The 24,799-nt window shown below is 47.2% G+C and carries 23 protein-coding genes; 3 read left to right on the forward strand and 20 right to left on the reverse strand.

Annotated features, from left to right (window positions below):
• Positions 1-14: 14 nt before the first annotated feature.
• The 12 genes from ASG16_RS10565 to ASG16_RS10620 form a co-directional block, all read right to left on the reverse strand.
• Positions 15-2,846, reverse strand: a complete 2,832-nt coding sequence (locus tag ASG16_RS10565) for a phage late control D family protein (RefSeq protein WP_241970736.1) — start codon at positions 2,844-2,846, stop codon at positions 15-17.
• A gap of 22 nt (positions 2,847-2,868) precedes the next feature.
• Entirely contained in the window at positions 2,869-3,237 is a 369-nt protein-coding gene (locus ASG16_RS10570) for a DUF4280 domain-containing protein (RefSeq protein WP_056490173.1), read from the reverse strand.
• A gap of 36 nt (positions 3,238-3,273) precedes the next feature.
• On the reverse strand, positions 3,274-3,897 hold the full coding sequence (locus ASG16_RS10575) for a hypothetical protein (protein WP_056490174.1): 624 nt from the start codon (positions 3,895-3,897) through the stop codon (positions 3,274-3,276).
• 11 nt (positions 3,898-3,908) lie between these two features.
• Positions 3,909-4,409 carry an imm11 family protein gene (locus ASG16_RS10580; protein ID WP_082517228.1) on the reverse strand — a complete coding sequence of 167 codons (501 nt, stop codon included), beginning with the start codon at positions 4,407-4,409 and terminating at the stop codon, positions 3,909-3,911.
• Position 4,410: 1 nt separating this feature from the next.
• Positions 4,411-5,028, reverse strand: a complete 618-nt coding sequence (locus ASG16_RS10585; RefSeq protein ID WP_056490175.1) for a hypothetical protein — start codon at positions 5,026-5,028, stop codon at positions 4,411-4,413.
• Between the two features lie 18 nt (positions 5,029-5,046).
• Entirely contained in the window at positions 5,047-6,519 is a 1,473-nt protein-coding gene (locus tag ASG16_RS10590) for a contractile injection system protein, VgrG/Pvc8 family (protein ID WP_056490176.1), read from the reverse strand.
• Positions 6,520-6,818: 299 nt separating this feature from the next.
• The gene (locus ASG16_RS10595) at positions 6,819-7,364 is read right to left on the reverse strand and encodes a flavodoxin family protein (protein ID WP_082517240.1); all 546 of its coding nucleotides are present in this window, start codon (positions 7,362-7,364) and stop codon (positions 6,819-6,821) included.
• Between the two features lie 62 nt (positions 7,365-7,426).
• Positions 7,427-9,559 carry a methyl-accepting chemotaxis protein gene (locus tag ASG16_RS10600; protein WP_056490177.1) on the reverse strand — a complete coding sequence of 711 codons (2,133 nt, stop codon included), beginning with the start codon at positions 9,557-9,559 and terminating at the stop codon, positions 7,427-7,429.
• Between the two features lie 118 nt (positions 9,560-9,677).
• Positions 9,678-11,204 (reverse strand): tripartite tricarboxylate transporter permease, encoded by a 1,527-nt coding sequence (locus ASG16_RS10605; protein ID WP_056490178.1) that lies wholly within the window; start codon positions 11,202-11,204, stop codon positions 9,678-9,680.
• 15 nt (positions 11,205-11,219) lie between these two features.
• Positions 11,220-11,681, reverse strand: a complete 462-nt coding sequence (locus ASG16_RS10610; protein ID WP_056490179.1) for a tripartite tricarboxylate transporter TctB family protein — start codon at positions 11,679-11,681, stop codon at positions 11,220-11,222.
• An 84-nt stretch (positions 11,682-11,765) separates the two neighbouring features.
• Positions 11,766-12,800, reverse strand: a complete 1,035-nt coding sequence (locus ASG16_RS10615; protein WP_048031430.1) for a Bug family tripartite tricarboxylate transporter substrate binding protein — start codon at positions 12,798-12,800, stop codon at positions 11,766-11,768.
• Between the two features lie 127 nt (positions 12,801-12,927).
• The gene (locus ASG16_RS10620) at positions 12,928-14,097 is read right to left on the reverse strand and encodes a 2-methylaconitate cis-trans isomerase PrpF family protein (RefSeq protein WP_056490180.1); all 1,170 of its coding nucleotides are present in this window, start codon (positions 14,095-14,097) and stop codon (positions 12,928-12,930) included.
• A 172-nt stretch (positions 14,098-14,269) separates the two neighbouring features.
• On the opposite strand from ASG16_RS10620, the gene ASG16_RS10625 reads away from it, so the two are divergent.
• Positions 14,270-15,133: a LysR family transcriptional regulator gene (locus ASG16_RS10625; protein WP_056490181.1), complete on the forward strand. Its 864-nt coding sequence runs from the start codon at positions 14,270-14,272 to the stop codon at positions 15,131-15,133.
• Positions 15,134-15,265: 132 nt separating this feature from the next.
• Here ASG16_RS10625 and ASG16_RS10630 read toward each other — a convergent pair whose 3' ends face one another.
• The 6 genes from ASG16_RS10630 to fabL form a co-directional block, all read right to left on the reverse strand.
• Entirely contained in the window at positions 15,266-16,483 is a 1,218-nt protein-coding gene (locus tag ASG16_RS10630; protein ID WP_056490182.1) for an MFS transporter, read from the reverse strand.
• A 117-nt stretch (positions 16,484-16,600) separates the two neighbouring features.
• Positions 16,601-17,821 (reverse strand): MFS transporter, encoded by a 1,221-nt coding sequence (locus ASG16_RS10635; RefSeq protein ID WP_056490183.1) that lies wholly within the window; start codon positions 17,819-17,821, stop codon positions 16,601-16,603.
• A gap of 24 nt (positions 17,822-17,845) precedes the next feature.
• Positions 17,846-19,627, reverse strand: a complete 1,782-nt coding sequence (locus ASG16_RS10640) for an ABC transporter ATP-binding protein (RefSeq protein ID WP_056490184.1) — start codon at positions 19,625-19,627, stop codon at positions 17,846-17,848.
• A 57-nt stretch (positions 19,628-19,684) separates the two neighbouring features.
• Positions 19,685-20,221 carry a DUF402 domain-containing protein gene (locus ASG16_RS10645; protein ID WP_007729805.1) on the reverse strand — a complete coding sequence of 179 codons (537 nt, stop codon included), beginning with the start codon at positions 20,219-20,221 and terminating at the stop codon, positions 19,685-19,687.
• A gap of 48 nt (positions 20,222-20,269) precedes the next feature.
• Complete coding sequence (locus tag ASG16_RS10650) at positions 20,270-20,683, reverse strand: GNAT family N-acetyltransferase (RefSeq protein ID WP_016742780.1); 414 nt, start codon at positions 20,681-20,683, stop codon at positions 20,270-20,272.
• A gap of 111 nt (positions 20,684-20,794) precedes the next feature.
• On the reverse strand, positions 20,795-21,553 hold the full coding sequence (gene fabL, locus ASG16_RS10655; protein WP_012684763.1) for an enoyl-[acyl-carrier-protein] reductase FabL: 759 nt from the start codon (positions 21,551-21,553) through the stop codon (positions 20,795-20,797).
• Between the two features lie 196 nt (positions 21,554-21,749).
• Between fabL and yfhS the strand changes: the two genes are divergently transcribed.
• Positions 21,750-21,974: a mother cell protein YfhS gene (gene yfhS, locus ASG16_RS10660; protein WP_007729801.1), complete on the forward strand. Its 225-nt coding sequence runs from the start codon at positions 21,750-21,752 to the stop codon at positions 21,972-21,974.
• Between the two features lie 49 nt (positions 21,975-22,023).
• Here the strand turns inward: yfhS and ASG16_RS10665 are convergent, their stop codons facing one another.
• Together ASG16_RS10665 and ASG16_RS30875 are read right to left on the reverse strand one after the other, a co-directional pair.
• The gene (locus ASG16_RS10665; protein ID WP_056490186.1) at positions 22,024-23,991 is read right to left on the reverse strand and encodes a methyl-accepting chemotaxis protein; all 1,968 of its coding nucleotides are present in this window, start codon (positions 23,989-23,991) and stop codon (positions 22,024-22,026) included.
• Between the two features lie 217 nt (positions 23,992-24,208).
• On the reverse strand, positions 24,209-24,481 hold the full coding sequence (locus tag ASG16_RS30875; RefSeq protein WP_198674211.1) for a hypothetical protein: 273 nt from the start codon (positions 24,479-24,481) through the stop codon (positions 24,209-24,211).
• A 38-nt stretch (positions 24,482-24,519) separates the two neighbouring features.
• On the opposite strand from ASG16_RS30875, the gene ASG16_RS30880 reads away from it, so the two are divergent.
• Positions 24,520-24,672 carry a hypothetical protein gene (locus ASG16_RS30880; RefSeq protein ID WP_198674212.1) on the forward strand — a complete coding sequence of 51 codons (153 nt, stop codon included), beginning with the start codon at positions 24,520-24,522 and terminating at the stop codon, positions 24,670-24,672.
• The last annotated feature ends 127 nt before the right edge of the window (positions 24,673-24,799 follow it).

Below are 24,799 nucleotides of genomic sequence, written 5' to 3' on the forward strand. Positions count from 1 at the left end.
TATTTATCACCGTCCTATTTTCGTTTATATTCCCCACCAATTCTTTCTGCTACCTTATCATAAAACATGTCCCATGCTTCATCCATTCGTCCCTCTTTATATAACTTATTGAAATTAACATCTGCTCTTAACTCCTCTTGTACTAATCGATACACCATTCGAACTGACTGGCCATCAACTTTCCATCCGTCTATTCCTCTTGTCATACTGAACGTTTTTCCATTGGGAGTTATTGCTCTCATCTCTAGCATATCAAAGTCTACAGCTACCATCATATCTTCCAAACTAAACGGTCCATTAGTAGGATGATTATGAGTAAACACAGCATCTTTTCCTCTGTCCCTATAATCACTAACATCTATTGCCTTCTCAGTACCAATAACTGTGTCCCCAATTAAATTACCATCCTTGTCAAAAAACTGCCCATGCTCTTTAGATTCATGTCTAATTCTGTTCTCTACCTCTTCAACCTTTTTATAATCGTACTTAGCATTACCCGTCCCCTCATTATTTCTATTATTCCCATGATTATTGTTATGCCCGCCACCACCATTCCCGTCCAACGAAATGAACATCGGCCTACCTGTATTAGGAACCAGCTTGGAATATCCTTGCATAGCAGCTACAAGACTATCAATCATCTCTTGCATTTCTTTCAACGCATCTTCAACAGTCTTCGCCTTCGTTTTGAACTTCCCATCCAGCGTTTCCATATCTTTTTTAATCGAGTCAAAAAGCCCGAATAATGGAGTTCTATTTCCGTCGCTTCCATTTCTTCCATTGCTGCCGTTACCATCTGGCGTACGATCCCTATTTGGTCCATCTGGCGTCAATTTGGCTGCTGTAGTCGCTGTCTTCATAGCGGCTCCACCCATTCCACCTGACAGTCCACTCGCGATTACCTCAGCACCTATGACATCTACTCTTCCCGTATTCCTACCTCGTTGGTAGCTTTCCTCCAGTGTTCTTTTTAGCTTTGCTTCTTTACCTCCATACTTGTCTTCTATATGGTGTAGCCAATTCACCCCGACCGGAATAACGTAGTCTTGCATGACGCTCTCTCCGACTTTTGCACCAGCCGCTTTTATATCTTGACCGATTTCACCGAACGACTTCTCGCCCTGGAACACATCTCCTACATAGTTTGCCGCACTCGTAGCTTTTTGTTCAGTTTCTTTTGCTAAGTTGTTCCCCTCGGTTAACGACTTAACCTTAGTTCCCCTGATGTTGGTGACCGTCTCACCCTCATCACTCGCTAACAATTGTACGCCCGTGTAGGCAACATCGGCAACATCTACGACAAAGTTCCATAGCGACGACAGGGTCTCTTCAACGACTTCACCTTCCCCTTTGGCTTCGGCCGCATCGTGATCTGCGAGTCGTTTATCTACCGCGCGCTGCCATCCTAAACTCTTAATATCTTGTTCAAACGGACTCAAGATTGGTGCAAACGAATGACTCTTTTCCGCATCCAGAAGAATCTGATCGCTACTCGTGTCGTTCTCTTCTACTAATGCGATCGTATCCGTAGCTGTATCGAGGTACATCCCTTCCGAACCGACCATGTAGACAGCGGCACCATTTACATTCAGTTCTCCTGACGCGTGAATGTTTACATTCGTGGTACTGTTCAGACTCACACCCCAGAGGCTACTCATCGAGATTTCCAACGCACCTTCTTTGGCGGTCATCCTCAGTTCGGTGTCTCCCATGGTGAATTCTTTTCCTTGTGGGATGCCAAACGATTTGACTCCCGGGTCCACCATTCGCTTATCGTTCTTCTCGACAAAGCTTCCCTGTGGCGCATGACGGACGGAGTTGATGACCATCGCATCGTCCTCATCGGCACCTGGGAAATACAATTTTACTTTAGAGCCGATCTCCGGCATGAGGTATAGGATTTGGTTGCCTTCCGCCCCATACGGGAACCACTGTGCCTTGCTCTTATCTTGCGTTTTATCGATAGTGAGATGGATTTTGACTTGGTTTCGTCCGATTTGAATAATTTTTCCGTCGATAGCGGCACCGATGATGGCTTTGTTATAGATCTTCATTTGTTTCACACTTTTGCGAGTTGCGCAAACATACGTCCACCTGAATAGACCATCTACCATGCTTGCTATTCGCTTGGTAATAGCGAAGGTCTGCCCCTCTCGCAACACTTCATCCCCAAGCTCTAAAACATCGTCGTGTTCAAACGTGTAGGTTCTATATGGTGCGATGGACTGGTTAACCTCGTATGGCCTGTCTTTCAGCTTGATCTGCTTTCTTCCCTCTGGTAGACCGACCCAGAAGCGCACCTTATTTGCACTCACATCTGGTACGAGGACAGCCCCTACGTGAGAGGCAATTCGTTTTAAAAACACCCAGTCCGTCTCTTCGTACTGCATGATGTATTTGCCCTGTTTGAGATCATCGAAGGCATTATCGATCATATCTCCACCAGGATATTTCGACACGAGCTCATCTACAATACTTGAGTACAATCGGCTCTCGTCTTGAAAAGAACGCATCTTCACGCCCATATCCATGGCATAGGTATGCGATACAGCTTCCACCGTCACATAGTGGACATCACGGACAACCTTGATCTCCACATGATGTAGTCGTCCGATAAATATCGACTTCTTCTGCTTTCCTACCTTCTGACACAGCTCAATTACGTCGTGGCTGCTTGCTCTATGTATAATCTCATCTTCTTTTTCTTCGGGAACAATACCTGTAAAGCGTAATTTTGCATGTTCGCCAGTTTGATGGACAAATTCCAACCGATCAAGTCGGATCGTTCCATAGGACCAGACAATCTGTATATCCTGATAGGTCATGACTCCATCCGTTCCCTGCATAAACTCCTCTCCTTCAATCACATCAATCCTGCCCATCCTTTTCAATCGTAATAATCCCTTTGACAGTACAAATCAGCTCCGACTTACTGAGTAAGGCTGGCTCGTTTTTTACCAGTACATCGTGCTTTCCTTCCGTCCACTTGTTAGCTATCATTGGTCTACATACGGTTCCTGTGTCCCTGCAAATACCAAAACATCCAATATTAGCATCGACAACGTTATCGGCAATATTCATGACCGGTTTACCACGCGCGTATACTCCGTGGCATTGCGGCAAATTCAAAAAGCTGGTGTCTGTTCCCTCACTGCATTTTACGGTTGCCCCACGTACAACATAGGAATACTCACCGTGTGCCTTCGGAGCCAGAAGTTGAAGCAAAGACAAAAGCATCTCCCTACTCCCTTTCGTTACATAATTTGCAATAACTCATACCAGTCGCATCGTTCGAATCAAGGCTCTAGCTAATGGCTGCCATACAATCACTTCGTCAGCTGCGAAATGGAAGCTACCGAGCAGCAATCTCTCCTCTAGTGCAGTAACAAACAAGATTTGATAATACTTCCCGTTCTTTATCGGTATGACGAATTCGCTACTCGCCACCTTCACTTCACTGAGCTCAATCACTTCGTTATGTACGACTTGCAAGCCCGCTTGCTTTTTTTTCAACTGAATCGTCATTGTACTCAAAAATTGCTCTACATCGTCCATCTGTATGAGGTGCGTCATATGTGTCAGACCAAGCATGACTGTGCCCTTTTCATTTTTGTAAGTCATCTGATCATGCTGGTGAGTTGTATTTCCTTTTGATTCGATCCCTCTAGGAATGAGCCACATAGACGTTGGGAGATGAATCGCCATCTGCTCGTTGAAAAATAGCTTCTCTTCGCAATAAATCGTTTGCCCTTCGTACTCAATGACACCACGCTGCACTCCTGCCAGCCATTCTTTAGGTGACATTTGTGCCATCTTCTCTTCTACTTCCTTGATTTCACGTCGTTTCTGGATGTCATTCCAGGCATCCAAGATCTTCTCATCCCAGTAAACAGTCATGACTCCCTCCGTTACGCCTGCTCTACTTTTTGCAAAACGAAGCCCGTATAGCTTCTACGCAGTAAGCTTTCTGCTGCATCGAGACTTACCACGATATACGGCTCCAAAATTCCTTCAATGGCAAAAAAATGATGCGCCTTGATCTTTTCGTGGTCTAACACAAGTCTCTTTACGGTTCCATTTAGATAAAACTCGCTATCCTGTGAAAGACAATCCAAGGTAGGTATTTGCATGACCCAGTACACGTTTTGTGAGCCAGATCGCTTGTCTATCAAATGGACACATTTCCACTGAATTCTCGGATTGTATTTCTCGATAATCGACTTCATCTGTCCTGACATCATAGGCACAGGCTTTTCCAGCCAGTCTGTGTACTCGTTGAAGCTATGTTCAGCGACATCTAAAATCGAGACAGGCGGGAGCTGTGCGAAGCTGTCTTCCTTTCGTAGACCCTGCGGTTTCACCTTTTGAGCGATTCGACTGTCATCCATGAGTTGGTAGTAATCTCTCAAGTCATCCCGCCCCCTTGATTTGATCTCGAGTGGAACCATCATCGATATGCACATCTTCGCTAAAGTCTTTAAACTCCCCGACCCTGATGCGCAAACATTTCGCCTTATTTATCTCCGAATACTCTGGGAGTTTTATGGCTTCTCGGATCGCTATCCGGATCAGATCCGTCACGATTTGACTAAAACAATCCAAACGCTTCCATACCATGTGCTCCACATCCGCTGTGTGTAGAACACCGATGTACTTTTTACGCTGCTCATCTAGAAGACGAATCAACGATGAAATCTCTTGAAAAGCCCAACTGGCGTCGTATCTGGCATAGCATTCGACAGGTTCCCAATACCACTGATCTGTATAAGCCTCGATGAGGTAGGTATAAGTATCTTCCAGAATAGATGTCCTCAGCATGGAGTAATGAATAAATCCAACAGGTGCTAGCTCCTCACGATCCTGCATGACTTTGATCCGACTTGCGATCTGTCGAAACGACTCCACAAACTCATCGACGAGCTGGGCTTGATGTTGATGGAAAAATAGCTGGACTGCCGCCACCCGTTCTGCCAAAGCAGGCAAAAACACCTGGTCGTGCAGATGCTGGAGTGCTTCTTCTTTCATCATGACCGTGTGTTCCTCCCATTAGTTCATTTTTATCTCTGTTCCCTTGATCTCGATCTTTTCATTTAATGAAATGGTGTTTCCTTTTCCAATCAGCTCGATCTTATCGGCCTTGACTCGCAGCGTTTGCCCGATCAGATACGCCTCGTTACTAGCACTAATGCTCACATTTTTATCACTCACGATCTCGATTCCGGTATTATCGCTGATTGTGATAGACATACCGCCTGCTGATATCACGATCTTATCTGGCGCCAGCATGATCTCCTTGCCGTATTTCGTGCGGAAGGTCTTCACAGCCGGATCTTTCATCCGATCGGGACCCGTACCCGCGCTCGGTCTTGAGCTACTTGGAGCGGAGGACTTTTGGGGAGCCGGAGATTCGGCATCTGGGTTATCTCGGAGCACCGAGCTGATGGCGATACCGTCCTCTTCCTTTTTGCTCGGGAAGTAGATTCGTATCTGGTCGCCTATTTCCGGCATGACATACCAACCTGTATTGTTCTCGGACGTATAGATCGTCGAATAAGGGAACCAATAAGCAGTACTCTCATCCTGTTGATCATCCATGTCTAGTTTGGCTCTGATATTATCTTTTTGAATCTGAAGAACACGCCCTTGGATAGAGGCACCTATGATCGCGTTGTTATACATTTTCTTGCGCGAGAGTCCCTTATGTGGAAAGAGCTTGTAGGTATTCGTCAGTATTCCTTCCTTCATTTCAGTGACGGCTTCTCCGACGACAAGCTTCTTGGACTTGAAGCTCACTTCATCACCGACTTCGAGGATCTGCGGGCTTTCCACTTCATATACCGTAAAATCTTGATCATCAATTCCTGGCACTCGGTTTTCCGCAGCGCTCTGATATTCCCCCACCCTCTTTTGTACCGTATAATGCGCGGCCTCTAGCTTGCCTTTGTCCTTCCCTTTGGGCAGACCGAAATAAAATTTGGGTAGATCAAAAGCCGTTGCAGGCACCAAGCCCGTATAGAATCGCGATGCCATCCGCTGGAGAAACTGCCAGTCGGTTTCTTCATATTGCATCACAAACGTATTGATCGCCTTGCCGTTCGTGACCGAATCAATAAAATCCGCTTTCCCATATGCGGACAGCACCATTTTGACTAGCGCCGCATAAGTCATCGCTGGATTTTGGAATGAGCGTTTTCTCGGTTTGACATCCAATAAGTAGCTATGTGAAACAGCCTTCACTGTTAAGTAATAAATGCCCCTGACGGATTGGATGTTTACATTCGTCACGATGCCTTGAAACCATGGCTTTGGCTGCCCCTTCTCATCCGTCAAAGCTATTTGGATATGCGTTTGTTCATTTGTTAGATTCACATAGCTGTCTTTCAGCTCATCTGGAATAATGCCCGTGATCGTTACCTTCGCGTGTTCGTTCATCTTTTTAACCACTTTTAGTGATTGCAAATGCGTGAAGTTGTAAGGTGTCACTTGAATATTTCCATAGGTTAAAACCCGATTACTCACGTAGACTACTCCCTCCGTGGATATATCCAATGTTCTATCTCTTATACCAAAATAGACCATTCTTTATAGATAAATTAATGGTAGTAGTTGTTTCCATTACCATAAATAAGCACAAAGTCCTTTTTTTATTTACAACCTAGTGCTTTTTACCCTGTTTTTGGAAATATCCAATTGCCCTACCTACTTATTGACCATTATCTTGTAACTACTAACACATAAATTACGCAGAGCTTTTATTAGATGAATGAGGAGCTCTTTTAAAAGAAAAGAAAGACCGGAATTCTCTCCGGTCTTTCAGGCTATTGTTTGTCCTTCAGCCACGCATTAAAAATCTTTGCTTCCTCTACTGCCCGTTGATCTGACAATATATCACCAGGTTTGTTGCCTTCCCCGATGATATAGCCCGCAAATGGCATTCCGACAAAAGAAAAAACATACTGAAACTGCTGAATCAATGGCAGTCCCTTCAATCTGGGCTGGTCTCCGCCAGTCGTAATGACATATGCCTGCTTTTGCCCGAGAGATTCTTTGAAGGAATAACGCTTGTCACGCAAGCTCTGCGACCAGCGATCCACATAGTTTTTCATATGACCCGACATGCCGTACCAATAGATCGGCGTAGAAAAAATCAGAAAATCATGGTCGAGCACCGCCTCTGTCACTTCATCGTAATCATCCGCGATTGCATCGAAGCCTCCCTCGTCATGCCTTTGATCGTGAATCGGGCGGATGTTTTTTTCACGCAAACGGATACTGGTGTGCGGCACGCCTTCCAGTGCCAGATTTGTCAATTGCTCCGTATTCCCTGCGTCTCTCGAGCTTCCATGCAATACGAGAATGTTCATGCGCTCACCCATCCTTACCTATTGTTCACTCCTCTTCATTGTAGGTAGAAAATCTGCCTTTCTCAAACCTTAAAATGCTTCACCAACGTTTCAAACTGTCGGATCATTTTATCCAGTTCTGTCACAGACTTCGTCAGCCTGTCCATATCGCCCAACGTCGTTTCCGCCACAGCACGTACTTCCTCGGAGCCAGCCGATGTTTCCTCGGAAAGAGCCGTTACTTCTAAAACAGCATCGACCATTTGCCTGGACAGCTTGGCCTGCTCATCCATCCGCTGTTTAATATCGTCAATCGAAGCAACGGTTTGTTGTACTCGCTCCACGGAATCACCCAACGTCTCTCCAGTCTGTCCGACGATTCGAACGCCCTCCTCGATCACGCCGTGTCCTTCCTCTGAGCGCTTCATGAACTGATTGATTTGCGACTGGATGTTATCAATGATCCCTTGAATGTCTTGCGTCGAATCGGCTGTCTGCTGAGCCAGCTTGCGAATTTCATCAGCTACCACCGCAAATCCCCTGCCTGCTTCACCCGCTCTCGCTGCTTCGATCGCCGCATTTAGCGACAAAAGATTCGTCTGATTGGAAATCGACGAGATCATGGTAGAGATCTGCCCGATTCGCTCTGATTGGACATGCAGCTCTGTCATAGACTCCATGCTCTGGTTCATCAAATTTTGTACCATATTCATTTTAGTAGACGCCTGTAAGACAGCTTCCTTCCCTTCCTGAAAAGCATCCATCATATCAAGAGAAGCCGTTCGCGTCTGCTCCGTAAATCGCTGAATATCGACTGTCAAGCTGTTCAGGTCATTGATGCCATTCGCGATTTGATCCATATTTCCGCTGGTTTCCTCGGCTCCCTTGGTAATTTCCACAATGGTCGAAGTCACTTCCGTCATGGCCGTGCTGGTCACCGAACTTGCTTGCATCAAGGACTTGGAAAACTGCTGCAGCTCCTCTCCCGAAGCCGAGAGCTGATTGATGATGGAGCGCAGATTTTCCGTCATTAGGCTGTATGCCTTGCTGAGCGTACCCAGTTCGTCCGAACGCTTCAATGCCAGCGTACAGGTAAGATCGCCTTTTGCCGTTTGATCGAGCGCTGTGACGATTGTCTGGATTGGCTTAATCAGGGAGCGTGCAAGGAAAATGCTCAGCCCTACTGCTGCTATCAGGCTAACGAGTACCGTCACCAAGCTGATGTTACGACTCTCGTAAATGCTAGCCAACACATCGCTGTAATTTTCCTCGATTACTAGCGCCCAGCCCAGCTCTTCCAAATAAGTGTAAGCTGTAATCGCTTCTTGCTCGTTATAGCTTGTATATGGTTCCATAATCAGGCCTGTCGCTTTTGTCTCGATAGCTTTGGCAGCCGGAGGAAATTGCTTCATCGAAATGTTCGGGAAAAGTTGACCCGCTTTCAGCTCTTTTTCTGCCTTTTCGATTTGTTTGGCATCACCTGATTGCTTGGCCTTTTCCACTTCTGCTTCGAGCGGCTTTACATGCGCATCCAGTTGCTCCTTGTACCAATTGCTCTCCTTGAGCTCAGATGAGCCGGCGATCAGTTGCCCGTCTTGATCGATCAAGTACGCACGACCCGACGTTCCCAAAGTAAAGCCGTTAATAAACGCTGCAATGGAATCGAGCGTCACTGCTTGCTGGACTACAGCGGACAGCTTTTTGTTTTGATCGTAGACCGGTGTAGAAAATGGCAGCTTCACCTTTCCATCCCCTGTAGACACAAAAGCGGAACCAATCACTGGCTTTTGTTCCTGAACGGCTTTGCTGAAGTAATCACGGGAGGACAAATCCTCAAGACGAAACCCCCTCGACGGATTGATGATCGCTTTGCCATCTGGTCGCAGGATCGCTGTGGTTGTCGTAGGATTAGCTTCTGCCAGCCCTTTCACCGTCTGCGCCCAGTACTCGACCTCTGGAGGCAAATTGTCCGCTGTCTCGGGAAACGGAATGTTGTTTATATTCGGCAAAGAGGCAACCTGTGCCAGCGATACATGCCTCTCTTGTGCCCATGTACGAATCTTGTCACCCGCATAATTCAGGGAATCCTCGAGCTGAGAAGATTTATTTTCCATGACCAGACGCTCAAGAAAAAAATAATTTGTCCCTGCTACTCCGCCAACGCTGAGCAGTGTAATGATCATAAAAGCTGCTAGAAACCGTGTAAACAAATTCATGGATACACCTCTTTTCCAATGCTTCAAAATAAAAAGACATGTATCGAATTCCCTACTTTTAGAAAATCAAAACAAAAATTTTAAACAATTCTTACAAAACAGTACAAACGTCCCTTATTTACACTTCTTCATTGACAATCACTTTTTTCCCTTTCATTTTCATGATGAGCGGCACCGTTACCCACAGCACGGCAATCAGCAAAAAGACAAAGGATACAGGGCGTTCGACAAAGATCATGAGATCACCGTTGGAAATGGTCAGCGCCCGACGCAAGTTATTTTCGATCATTGGTCCAAGTACAAGACCGAGAACGAGCGGTGCCATTGGATAGTCATGCTTGGACATAAAATAGCCGAATATCCCGCAAGCGATCAGCAGCAACAAATCAAACGTCGAAACCTTCACTGCATATACCCCGAAGACAGAAATCGCGACGATCATCGGAATCAGGTACTTTGGCGGTGTTTCAATAATTTTGGCAAACACCTTAACCAAAGGCATGTTCAGCAGCAACAGCATCAGATTTCCGATAAACATGCTGGCAATCAATCCCCAAGCAATAGACGGATGATCTTCAAATAACAAGGGACCCGGCTGGACATTATACATGATTAACGCCCCCATCAGGACGGCCGTGGTGCCTGTTCCCGGTATTCCCAACGTCAGAAGCGGAATCATCGCTCCTCCGGAGGCAGCATTATTGGCTGCTTCTGGTCCGGCAACACCCTCGATAGCGCCTTTACCGAACTTCTCTGGATGCTTGCTGATTTTTTTCTCCAGCAAATACGAGAGAAACGACGACAGCGTAGCTCCTGAGCCAGGTACGATTCCTTTGAAAAAGCCGAGCAGCGAGCCTCGCAAAATTGGTCCAGCGCTATCCCTCATGTCTTGTTTCGTCGGCAAAATGCGGGTTATTTTCGCAATCTCTCCGCTGTTGCTCTCTCTGTCCAGAATCGTTTTAAAAACCTCTCCCAGCGCAAAAATCCCTACAGCAACCGTGAGAAACTCCAGTCCTTGGTACAGCTCGGGCAGATCAAAGGTAAAACGAGCTACACCCGAGATCGTGTCCATCCCGACCGTCGCCATCATCAAGCCAATTGTCGTCATGAGCAAGGCCTTCGTAATCGACTTGCCTGCGAATCCGCTCAAGGCGCATAACCCGAGAATCATCAGCGAAAACTCTTCAGCCGGTCCCAGCTTTAAGGCGACCTCAGACAACGGTTTGGCTAACAGAACCAATCCGATCAGAGAAATAATCCCCGCTACAAAAGAACCGATCGCAGCAATCGCTAAGGCAGCTCCTGCTCGTCCCTGTTTTGCCATCGGATATCCATCCAGCGCTGTGACCACCGAGGATGATTCGCCCGGTGTATTGAGCAAAATCGAGGTAGTCGACCCGCCGTACATCGCTCCATAGTACACACCCGCCAGCAAAATAATCGCACTGGTCGCGGCCTCCTCAGGTGGCAAACCACCTGTCAACGATGCTGTGACTGGTATCAGAAGCGCTACACCACTGATCGGACCGATTCCTGGCAGTACGCCCACCATGGTACCGATCAAGACGCCGACAAACGCAAACAGGATGTTTTGCCATTGGAGTGCAACAGCAAATCCACTCATCAAATATTGCAAGGTATCCATCTTCCTATTACCTCCCTATAAGCCTAACCATGCAGGTAGTCCTGGCAATGTTCCCTCTAGCAGCTTCACATACACGATATAGATTCCACTGGCGAAAGCAGCGGCGATCAGTATCGTTGCCAGTGGCTTTCCTCTATCCATGGTTTGAAAGCCAACCAGTAGAAAGAAAAAGGTAGAAATGATATACCCGAGCGGCTCAAGCAACAGCACGTAGCCAATCGCTGCGATCAGAATGATAGAAAATCGCTTATAATCAAGAACTTCCTTCTCCCTACCATCCTCAGCCTTGTATCGGAAGGTTTCAAAAAACAGACGAAGACTCAATAAAATCAGGATAACTCCCAGCCCCATCGGAAAAATGTTTGGCCCGACATTGCTTCCGTAAGCGCTTTGGCTAATATATTGGCTCTGGTAGACAAATCCGGTACCCAGCGCAAGGAAAGCCAGGCAGGCATAGCGATCAAATGTTTTACTCATTGCTGTTCTTCCTCCCTGTTGAAAATCTGCTGCGAAGCGAGCGAAAGAGAGAAGAGGTCCTGCCCCTTCCCTCTGTGTCCCGCTTTATTTATGAATACCGATCGCCTTCAACAGTTCCTCGATCTGTTTATCCTGCTCGTCCAGGAATGCTTTGAAATCCTTCGAGTTCTTGTAATCTCCCTCTACGCCATCCGCCTTCAGCAATTGCTTCCATTCTTCTTTTTCACTCAATGCCTTGAAAGTTTTGTCCCAGTACGCAATCTCGGCTTCTCCCATCTCTTTTGGACCCAATACGCCGCGCCAGATCGTAAATTCCGCATCCAGACCGAGTTCCTTCATAGTAGGCACGTCACTCAAAATTCCGCCTAAACGCTCAGGTGCAGTCACAGCCAACACACGGATTTTTTTCGCTTCCAAATAAGGCAGTACCAGTGATACAGGCTTGGCAGCAGCTTGTGCATGGTTGCCGAGCAGCGCGGTGATCGATTCTCCACCACCCTCATACGCGACATACTTCACCTTTGTCGGATCAAGACCGTACTTGTAGATTGGAAGCATCGCAATCACATGGTCCATGCTGCCCGGTGAGGAACCGCCAGCGATTGTCACCTGTGTCGGGTCTGCCTTGATGTCATCCAGAAGGGACTTAAGATCCTGATACTTGGAATCAGCAGGCACGGAGATCGCTCCGTAATCTCTCGTTAACTGCGCCAGTGGAGTAGTATCCTTGTAGCCGTATGGGCTATTTCCCTCTTTTTTATGGTTGTTCAAAAGCACTGGTGGTGAGTTCACTAGCAGCTTGTACGGATTTTTGGTTTCCTTGGTGGCATATTCCGCCATGTAGACGCTGCCTCCCCCGCCAGGTCTGTTTTCGACCAGAACTGTTTCCGTTACCAATTTCGTGTCAGCCAAACCTTTTGCCAGAAGTCTTGCCGTTTTATCCAAACCACCGCCTGCCCCATTGGGAGCAACGAGCGTGATCGCTTTTTCCGGATAGTTGGATGCAGCCGCAGTCGCTTGATCTTTACCAGTCTCCTTGGCACCCCCACAGGCAGCCAAGCTGACCGTCAGTGCTGTAGACAAAACAGCCAACATCCATTTTTTCGATTTTCTTTGCATGACAATTCCTCCTACTGTTTCGTTTAGTAAAACGCTTACATTATTCTGTGAGTGGCAAAGCCCGTAAAGGGTATCTCGCCACTGCACAGACTTTCTTCATTTCCCTAATCGAAGGCTGAATAATCAGTCATTTCTCGCGTAAAACGGATATGGGCACATGTGCATAGCCCTCCATCAGCCTGCGCGCCGTTCTTCCATTGGCTGCCCGGTTCACAATCCAGTTGGTTCCATCCTGTTCCACTGTAGACTCTACATAGATCACTCCCGACGGATGCCCAATGCGAATTCCTTTCTTTTGTGTGGCGACCGCTTCATTCGGGATGGTTCCCGGGATTTTGGCCGCCGCTGCCACTGCAATAGCTCCGCTTACCGCATATGCACGGTGTAGACTCCCCATGGAAATATAGCGTGAAATCAAATCGATCTCATTCTCTTCAATCGTGCGATGATCGGAAGTGCTATACACTTGGGACGGAGCAATCATCGCAATCTTTGGCAAAGCATGTGACGATGGTGAAACAATCTCTCTGTCTTCTGGCTGAATCATCCCAATTAAAATGCCCGCCTCCACTCGAATGGCTTCTAATGTAGACATGAGTCCTTTATTGTTGTTGACCTCTGCTTGCAGCTCAGTTCCCTGCAAGCCCACATCCCCTGCTCTCACAAACACCACAACGTTGGCGCAATCGACTATCGACACTTCGAACTGACGTCCATCCTGTAAATGGATCCTATCAGTAGCATGTCCGGTTGGCAGAGTTCTTCCTGTAAAAGTACCGCCGGAGTTGAGGAAATTGATCATGATTTTTGCTGAAGAGCCGGGTACACCGTCGATGACAAAGTCTCCTTCGTACTCGATTTGCCCATCCTTCACCGGAATTTCGGCCACGATCATCTTGTTAATATTGGTGTTGTAAATCCGTACGTAGGTAACCGGCTCCTGTAACGGCACATATCCTTCCTCTGCTGCATACAAGCCAACTGCTGTGACAAAGTTACCGCATGTTACGTGGTAATCGATGACTTTTTTCTCCAGGCTGACCTGACCAAAAGTGTAGTCAATATGCGCATCAGGCTGAAGAGACGGTCCGACAATGGCGAGCTTGCTGGATAGTGAGGTGCCTCCGCCCAACCCATCGATCTGTGTGCTGTCAGGACTCCCGTACAAGCGTAAAATGACTTCATCGCGCAGCTTTGGATCTGAAGGAAGGTCCGATCTTCGTAAAAGCAATCCCTTGCTGGTGCCGCCCCTCATGATCACGGTTGGGATTTTGTGAATTTGGCCAAAATCGTACATCTGCTGCCTCCATGAATGTTTTTTTAATTCTGTGCCATTAAGGTACCACATCAATGAATATAAAAAGAAATACGAATGTTTTATCATTTTCCATAAAATTTTTGTATGATTCATTCAATTTCCACTACAATAAAGGTACAGAACAAAAGCGTGCAGGGAGAGTGAAAAAGACGTGGATGAAAAGGATTGGCTGCTTTTGAAAACACTCTACGAGCAGCAAAATATGACCAAAACAGCGGAGGTTTTGTATGTATCCCAGCCCTCGCTCAGCTATCGCATTCAGCAGCTAGAAAAAGCGTTCGGGATTACGATCATGCACCGGGGCAGGAGAGGCGTAGAGTTCACCCCGCAAGGCGAGTATTTGGTGAAGTATGCGATTGAGATGCTCCAGCAGTTGCAGCGGACAAAAGAATTTCTGTTGAGCATGGACAACAAAATATCAGGAACATTAAAAATCGGAACAGCGAGCAGCCTGGCCCGCTATAAGCTACCGCATATCTTAAAGCAATTCCATACGCAATACCCGGACGTGGAGTTCAAGGTAACATCGAGCCGCAGCTCGGAGCTGACAAATTCCGTGTACAAGCAAGACGTCCATATCGGCTTCATCCGCGGAGACTACAACTGGCCGGAGGAAAAGCATCTCATCATGACAGAAAACATCTGGATCGTATCCAAGCGGGAGATTTCGCTGCATGAGCTGCCCCAACTCCCCAGAATCATGTACAAAACTGATATTTCGCTCGAAAACTTGTTTGACAACTGGTGGAAGGAGACGTTTTCCAAGCCCCCATCGATCACGATGGAAGTGGATCACATGGAGACGTGCAAAGAGATGGTCCTGAGCGGATTCGGCTTTGCGATCATCCCGCAGATTGTGTTGACAGGCAGTGAAGACTTTTACCGGATTCAATTGCGTACGAAGCACGGCGAGCCGATCTTGCGTAAATCGTGGATGATTTATCGGAAGGAATCGATGCAAATCTCTCTATTAAAAGCGTTTGTTGATTTTATTAAAGAGATGAAGCTGATGTAAGTACTACGATAAATTCACTTTATGGAAATAGATAAAAAATACGTATACCTTCTTATAACCAAGAAGCATATCATCAAAAAAAGGCTGCCTTACCAGTAGAAAAGTCTACGGATAAGACAGCCTGTTCGTGTTTTAATTTACGGAAACCCCACTCGTATGCTCCGTCTGCTTTTTTTGCAAGCGCAACGCAAAAAGGAAAGCGATCAGTAACAATCCAGCAGATACATAATAAACAGCCCGGACTCCCTGCCATTCAGCGATAGCACCCATCACCAAGGCAGAAGCCCCAAAGACGAGTAAATCAATCGTCCCCTTTGCTGACATGACATAGGGCAGTGCTGATTCTTCCGTCTCTTGCTGCAAAAGTGTCTGCTTGCTAACATGCACCATTTCCAAAAATGGGCCCAGCGCAAAGGAAAACAACAATGCCACCAGCGCGTTCGTACTGCTGCCAAAACAAAAGGTAAAGAAACCAACGCCAATCGTACCGCAAATAATCCAGCGAAATAAATGACGACGCATCCGCTCCGCATACATCAATAGCAACGTCCCACCTGCAATGGCTCCAAGCATGTAACCGGCATTGATGTAGCCCCACCATTCTTCACCTTGTCCAAGCACATCGAGGACAAATGGCAGCATAATTGCAGCGATCCACACACCTCCAGACAAGCCGATCACGATATCCATCGCGACCAGCAGTCGCAGGACAGGTACATCGCGAATTGTTTTCCATCCAGTGAGCCAGTTTGTTGTCGCCCGAGCTGCCTGTTCTTCACGCGGCTTTTCGCTTGCCGGTGCAATGCCTGTCATCGCGATCGTTGCCACAACATAGGCACCAACCGTTCCCCACAGAACAATACCCGCTCCCAACCAAGAAACGAGCAATCCCCCTGCGGCCCAGCCAGCAAAATGAACAGTTTGATCCGAGGTAGCAAGCAAACCGTTCGCTCGCATAAGGTCTTCTCGTCCTACCAACTGCGGCACCATGGCATTGCGTGCAGGGTTTGCCCAGCCATCCATAAAGGCGATGGCAGCCCCCAATCCGAACAATAGCCAGATCTCTCCTACACCGCTGCTGACTGCTAATGAGGCCGCAGCCAAAAGTATGGTCTTCAAGCCTTGCGACAGCACGAGCATGCCCGTCAACGACAATCGCTGAAACACTAACGGAGCCAACAAGCTGCTCACAGACTGTGAAGCTACGATGACAACCGGTATAAACGCCGTGTACATGACGGAGCCAGTTGCAGCGTAGATGACCGAAATAAACGCGACAATATAAAATACATCCCCAAGGTTGGCCAATGTCTGACCCGCCCAGAGGCAAATAAAGCGTCGATGCCACATGAAGCACACCCTCCTGTCGGTTCAGGACCAGCCTATACGTCCTGATGGAATATGAAGTTATTCACACCGACTCGCCATCACAATGGAGGTGCACCTCTTTTCGCGAAAAATTACCTTTTATTCTATTCCAGAATCAGGATGCTGTACAGATTTGTTTCGGAAAAAGCTGTAGTACACCCAACCTGCGTTAATAAACAAGAAAGCACTCGTCATGTAAAAGACTCCGCTAATACTCACATAGCCTGCCAAAAAGCCGCCGATCATCGGTCCAAGCATGCTGCCGATACTGACGAAGCTGTTGTTATAGCCATAAACGCGACTGACCATATGTACAGGTGTTGCTCGTCGCAGCAAAGCATTGACGGATGGAAGCAATCCTCCTAGCGACAAGCCTAATAAAAACCGAAGCGCGACCAATTGCCATACCGTATGTACGAGACCTTGTGGAATAAAGATGATTGCCGCAGCCAAAAGCGAGAACAAGAGCACCTTTTGCGAACCAAACCGATCTCCTAGACGCCCGAGCTGTGGCGAGGCAAAGACGTTGGCTACGCCCATACATGCTTGGACAATTCCGGCCCACAACGCTACCTTTGCCCCTTCCGAACCGAGCAACTGCGATATGTAGATCGGCAACACAGGGATAATGCTAAACAATGCAAACTGGATCATTACCGTTACAAAAAAGAGCGCCGGGAGCTCTTTGGAAGAAAAGATCATCTGAAAATCTTCCCGTAGACTCGAGCGTTCCTTTTTTTCAGGTGGAACAAAATTCTCTTTCACCGTGAACGTAATGACCAAGGTAGCCAGTAATAATACACAACCGGTAATCACAAAAATCATCCGAAAGCCAATCTTCTCCGCGAGGACGCCGCCAAACAGCGGTCCCATAATGGTTCCGGCCGTAATAAAAGACTGAAGCAACCCGGTTGCATAGCCTATTCGTTCTTTTGGTACAGAGGATGCTACTAATGCGGTACTGGCAGGGATGATTCCCCCTACAAGTCCATTGAGCAGACGAAGGGCCAAAAGCTGCCACAGGCTTCCCGCAAAACCGGTCAGTGCCATGGTAATGGACATGAAAAATCCCGAGCGCAAAATCATGATCTTGCGCCCGTGCTTATCGGCCAAATTCCCCCAAATAGGCGAGACGAGGCCCGCTGTCAAAAAGTTGGCTCCAAAAATAATCCCTGCCCAAGCCGTGACTTGATGAGGATCTTCAATTCCGAAATCCTGCTGAATGTAAAGCGGTAAAAAAGGCATGATCATGCTCATCGCCACCATGACGAAAAACAACGATCCGCAGAGGACATATAAATTACGGCGCCATATCTCCATCGGATTTCCCCCAATCCCATCTGCTTATCCCAGTTGCGGGTCGGATGTACTTCCTAAATCTTGCACACTCCACAGGCCATAGTATACGCCCTTTCTCTCCAGCAATTGCTCATGCGTGCCTTCCTCAACAATTTGTCCCTCTTTCATGACAATGATTTTGTCCGCATGGGTAATCGTCGAAAGTCGATGGGCTACGATTAGGGTGGTTCTTCCTTTTGCCAATCTGGACAAAGACTCCTGAATCGTGTGCTCTGATTCCAAATCGAGTGCTGACGTCGCCTCATCCAGAATCAGAATACCCGGATCACGCAAGAAAACACGCGCAATCGCGATTCGCTGCTTTTGCCCGCCAGAGAGCTTTACGCCGCGCTCTCCCAGCTCAGTATGGTAGCCATTCGGTAATTCGCTAATAAAGTCATGGGCATTTGCCGCCTTCGCAGCTTCTTGCACAGCACTGTCATCTGCGTCAGGATTGCCCATTAAAATATTCACTTTTGCTGATTCACTAAACAAAATATTATCTTGCTGCACCATCCCGATGTGGTGGCGTAAGTTTTGCTGCTTTACATCGCGGATATCGATGCCATCAATCGTAATTTTCCCCTCTGTCACGTCCCAAAAACGCGGCAGCAAGCTAATCAGCGAAGATTTTCCTCCGCCTGACATCCCGACAATCGCAACGGTTTCCCCAGAAGAGATGCTCAGATTCACATTGTTCAAGACAAGAGGGCCTTCCTCCCGATAGCGGAAGGACACGTTCTCAAAGCGAATTTCGCCGCGAATGCGTTTGGTTGCAGGGTCGACAGGAAGCTCCCCCGCGTTTGGCTTGTCGACGATATCATACGATTCATCAATAAACTCGAACATCCGGTCCATCGAGGCAATGGCCTGAGTTAGCACCGTGCTAGAATTCACCAAGCGGCGCAAAGGCGTGTACAGACGCTCCAAATAAGCATAAAAAGCAACGAGCGTCCCTACGCTCATACTCCCGCCGATGACTTGGTAGCCAGCATAGGCAATGACCAGGAGCGGTGCGATATCCGTCACCGTATTGACCACGGCGAAAGTTCGGGCGTTCCAACGGGTATGTGCCAGGGCTTTATCCAAAAACTGATTGTTCTCCTTGGCAAATTCCTTGCTCTCCTGCTTTTCCAAAGCAAAGCTGCGGATGAGCGACATTCCGTTCACGCGTTCGTACAAATAGCCTTGCAAATGCGCCAGTGCAGCAGAACGATCCTTTGTCAATTGACGCAAGCGCTTGTAGAAAAACTTGACGGAGATACTGTACAAAGGGAAAACGATAATCGCAACAATCGTCAGCTCCACGTCCATGTAGAGCATGATCCCCAACGTCAGCGTAATCGTAATCAGGTCCAACCAGAGATTCATCAATCCAGTTTCCACGAAGCTTTTGGTGGATTCTACGTCGTTAATGACGCGAGAGATGACCTCACCCGTTTTTGTATTGTTGTAGTAGCGCATCGACAGTCGTTGTAAATGAGAAAACAATTGATTGCGGATGTCAAACAGGATACGACTGGATACCCACTGTGCATAGTATTGCCGGATGTACTCAACAGGAGCGCGAACGACGGTAAATAACAAAAGGGCCCCGAGCATCAGCCAAAATAACTGCTTCAGTTTTTCCTCTTGAGGAAGCGGACTTGGCAGCAGGTCATCAATGACGTATTTGATAAGAAGCGGCAGAGCAAGTGGGATCGCAAACTTAATAATACCAATGCATATAGTGCCCAATATTTGTTTCCAATAGGGCAGGACATAAGCCAAATAGCGGCGTATGCTCAACCATCATACCTCCTTTGCAAACAAGGAAATCCCTCCCCCGGTCATTCGGGAAAGGGATTATTCCTCATCATCTCGCACTAAAAGATAACGCTCGTACCAACGTTGGACAAAACCGTTCTGAAAAGGGCCACGTCGTGCGCTTACCCAATCCAGCACCTCTCGCAATGCTGTCTGCACTCTTTCCACAACAAATGGAGGATAGTTCATCTGTTTGCTATGCAAAAGAAACTCCTCTTCATCGAGAATTGAGTACGTCATATCAGGAAACACTTTTACGTCGAGATCATAGTCTATGTAGCTTAGCAATTGTCCCTTCATGCTGAAGGGCGAACCAATGTTGCAATAATAATAAATACCGTCATCACGAATCATGGCAATGGTATTGAACCACTGGCCTCTACCAAATGTACAAATGGCCGGTTCACGCGTACGCCATTCCCGCCCGTCTGCTTCTGTCACCTTGACCCGATCATTTCCCCCAATCACCACCGCATCACTGGTATGAATCAACGTGGATTTGTCCCATATGCGGTGCAACGAATGGTCATGTTTATAACTTTCTATGCGGATATTGGAGCCCGGAGTTGGTGACATGACTCTCCCCTTTCTTCTCTTCTCTATTTGAATGGGGACAAGCCTCCTTTAAGAAGAGAGCTTTTTGGAAAGTGTAACATATTTTTGTACTTCATAGCCAAGTGAAAGGTAAAACGGAAGGACTTCCGGATTTGATTGATTGACCATGATCAAGACGTTATTGACACCTCGTTGCTTGAAACGCTTTTCAATTGCTTCAACGAGTTCGCGACCAATACCTGAGCCTTGCATCTCTGGAAGTACAGCCAATCGGTAGAAATAGGCACGTGCTCCGTCGATCGTGCCAACCACGACCCCTACCACTCTGCCTTCAATTTCTGCAACCATTACCAGATCGCTGTCCCAAGCCAAATGCTGGGCCAAATCGTTCAATGACTCTTTGTCCGATTGGTCCAACCCCGTCTCCTGCCAAATACGTGTGATAGCCGAATAGTCACCGAGTCGAAACGGACGAATCAGCATGTGTTGCCTCCTTCGTAACCTTCTTCCTCTATTGTACAACACATGGACAACTTTGTCTTGTGTCGCAACACCACAAAGTCTCCAACTCCATACTCCATCTACCATAAATAATTATGTCAAAAGAGAAATACCGCCGTCTACAATCAATGTTTGTCCGCGAACCATCCACGCTTTGTCGGAGAGCAAGAACATCACGGCATTAGCCAAATCTTCTGGCTCCACAATGCGTCCTGCTGGCGTACGCTCTGCTGAGCTGCCGAGTAATTCTTCACGATTCGGGAAATGTTTGAGTGCATCCGTATCCACCGCTCCGCCTGATACAGCGTTTACTACAATATTATGCGGTGCGAGCTCGACTGCCAAGTAACGAGTAATCGCTTCTACAGCTGCCTTCGATACGCCAACCGCTGTATAGTTGTCGAGAACGCGAATGGACCCAAGGCTGGACAAGCTCACGATTTTTCCGCCGTTACCGCCCTTGATCATTAGTTTTGCCGCTTCTTGCGCACAGAACAACAGCGCCTTGCTGTTAATTTCCATGGTCCAGTCCCAATGGCTTTCTTCCAGCTCCATCAGTGGACGCAGTACACCCGATGCCGCATTGTTCACAAATACATCCAAGCGACCGAACTCCTGGTCGATTTCTGCGAACAGCTCTTTGATTTTTGCTACATCCCCTACATTGGCTTTGATCAGATGGACACGAGCGCCCTTTGCTTCCAGCTCTGCTGCCGCTTCTCTTGCCGCAGTGCGGTTACGCAAATAGTTCAGTACTAGGTCATAGCCTTGTTCTGCCAATTGAAGCGCAATCGCTTTTCCGATTCCTCGCGTTCCGCCAGTAACCAGTGCTACTTTTTTCGTTGTATTCATAAAAAGATTACCTCCCAACCTGACCAACTATTAATAGCAGGTACTAATAAGTAAAAATCACTTATTCATTATACAACTCCACCTGCGCTTTTTCTACCTGCGGAAAAAATCCCGGCATGACTTGATCCTCTCGACTATAGCCATACTAAGCTCGCAGTATCAGGCAAGCCACTACCACATAAGGAGGAATGGCAGGGTGTACATAGGTCGGGAATTGTCCGAATTAACCATGGTGCCACTGGCTGATTGGGAAATGAATGAGCTGCTTTATTACCATCACAGTTTTTCACAACTGGCAGCTTATCTCAGTGCAGAAGGAGCCTCTCTTCACGTCAAAGTCATCCATGAGCTTGAATCCCGTGGGCCAGTGAATGGAGACAGCGGGGGATGGGATCATTCCTCGTCACCTATTTACGATTAAGTAAAAAAACCGGCTGCTCGTGTATATAAACACGGCGCCGGGCTTATTTTTAGATACGGAATTTGCCGATCTGGTTTTGCAATTCCTCCGCGAGGTGTTCAAGAGAAACGGCTGAAGAAGCGATCTCTTCCATAGAAGCTAGCTGCTCCTCGGCAGCTGCGGATACACTTTGTGTTCCATCAGACGCTTGCAGTGTCACTTCGGAAATATGACCAATGATCTCAACCACTTGCTGTGCCCTTGTGGAGAAATCACGCGTCGCTTCAGATACCTGACCGATTTTCTCTGCCACTTCATTGACGGCTGATTGAATTTGTTCGAAGGACTGGCCAGCTTCGTTCACTTTTTCGATACCTTCCGTTACTTCACGCTTGCTCTGATCCATAACAATCACAGCATGGTTTGTCTCCGCTTGGATCGCGGTGATTAGCTGACTAATTTGCTGTGCCGAGCTTGCGGATTGCTCTGCCAGCTTGCGTACCTCATCCGCCACCACAGCAAAGCCTCGTCCATACTCCCCTGCTCGTGCCGCCTCAATTGCCGCATTTAGTGCGAGCAGATTGGTTTGGTTTGCGATGGCAGTGATCACATCCACGATGTTTCCGATCTCTTGGGAACGCGTCCCCAGATTATCCACGACTTTTGCCAGTCCGTGAATCGATTCGCTGGATGCGTTCATTTGCAACACAGCAGATTGAATGGCTTTGTTTCCGGTCACTGCCAAGTCCGACGATTCCCGAGCAGCACTGAATACGTTTTGTGTATGCTCTGCGATCTGACCAATTCTTGCCGACATTTGCTCGACTGCTGCGTTACCCTCTTGCGTATGGGAAACTTGCTGCTCGGTTCCCTCCGCCATTTCTTGCATGGTCTCTGCAATCTGTTCTGTCGCTTTGCTTGTCTGATCCGCACTTGCAGCGAGCTGCTCTGCCGATGAAGCCAGTTGCTGAACAGAATCATTCACAGAATGGAGCAAGGAACGAAGAGATGCCGCCATATGATTGAAGGCTTTGCCCAACGTACCCAACTCATCGTCACTTCGTATATCTACTTGTTGTGTCACATCGCCTTGGCTCATTTTTTCCGCTGCTTCTGTCAACATGCGCAAAGGACGGAGTAAGGAGCGCAAAATCAGGTAAATGACTCCGCCAGCTACCACCAACGCAGCAATTATAATCACGAGCATCGTGTAAAAAATCGGATTTGCTGCTTCTGCTGCTTCACTTTCATACATCACGCCAACCAGCTTCCAGCCCGTATTTTCATTCGTAGTAAACACGGCTTGGACAGGGTTTGCTTCGTGCTGAAATTGTAAGCGACCTGACTCTTCTGCATATACAGTATCTACCCAAGACTCTGCAATCTCAACACCAGACTCTCCATTTGGATTGACTAGCATTTTTCGGTTTTTATCCAAAATCGCCATATATCCTTGGGTACCGATTTTCGCTTGCTTGACCGTCGCGTCCAGAGCTGTCAGTTGAATATCAATTCCCAGAACACCGGATTTATCTGGCAAGGACATCGCCATTCCCAACACAATTTTTCCGGTTATAGCATCAATGTATGGGTCCACAATGATGCTCTTGCCTGGTTGCTTCATGGCTGCTATGTACCAATCCCTCTTTCGCGGGTCGTATCCCTCTGGAAGCTTCGAATCATTCGCAGTCAGCATGCCACCATTTTCGTCCCCAATATACACTTCACTCACTTCCGGGTTTATTGCGAGAAAACGCTTTAATTTCTTTTTCGTCTCCATTTTGGTCTCTTCTAAGATGTCATGGCGTACAATATCAGAAGCAATCCATTCCACATTCCTCGATTGCTCCATCAGTGTGTGATTCAAAAGCGCATCTATCAGCCGAACATTTTCAGAGGCAGTCGTAAGCAATTCATCTGACAACTCAGCCTTGGCACTCTGGTAAGAAAGCAACCCGAGCAAAAGCATGGGGATCACTAATATTGTGGAAAATGTAGCGATTAGCTTGGTTTTTACAGTCAGTCTGGGTGTTTTCATTCGCTAGCATCACCTTTCTACTTGTCATGATTGTCCTATATGGATACCCGCTATATGTTCATTGCAAACCTTCATTTACCCACTAAACTGCACATTCGTTTATTATTTATTATTTTTTATTATATTCAGAATATACTTTCTTCTAGAAATAGGTAAAAAATCGCTTTACAACAAGAAAAAAATGCCATATTCTAAGAGTACGTTCCACACACTACTACTACGGAAAGAAAGGAGGCAGCACCATGATGATGATAGCAATGAATCTAAATCCAGCTCTTATTGATCGTCTTGTGGGTGTTCCAACTAAATATAGCAGCGCCTCCTGGGTCGACGAATTCCAGTAGTATTCGTACTCTTCAACATTTCCATTTCGTCTATTACCGACCACGGGCGTTGTTGCTTGTGGTCTTTCTATGTCCTTCAAAACGGCATGTCCGTTTTTGTTGCCAGAAGACCGCAGGCTTTCGCCCGTGGTCTTTTTCTTTCTCATCGATTAACATTTTCCACCTTGAAAGGGGGTGATTGGTAATGGTACTGAACTTCTTGCTTTTCACAGTCAAGATTGAACGCAACAAGGAACAAGCGGAGACACTTTTCGCAGAATCTGCACGCTGTCACTATCTCGAAGAACGCGCCGAAGAACATGCTTTTCAAGCAGCACAATTTGTGAGCCGCATTTAATGGACGAAACACGATTACTTGACTACAGGAGGGATTTTGGTATGAAAAACAAACAACGGCGTCAGATGATGAGGTTTACAGGAGTCAAAGCGATAGATGGCAGCTGACTGCACCAAACTAACGGGAT

The organism is Brevibacillus sp. Leaf182 (assembly GCF_001423865.2).
Taxonomy (GTDB): Bacteria; Bacillota; Bacilli; order Brevibacillales; family Brevibacillaceae; genus Brevibacillus; species Brevibacillus brevis_C.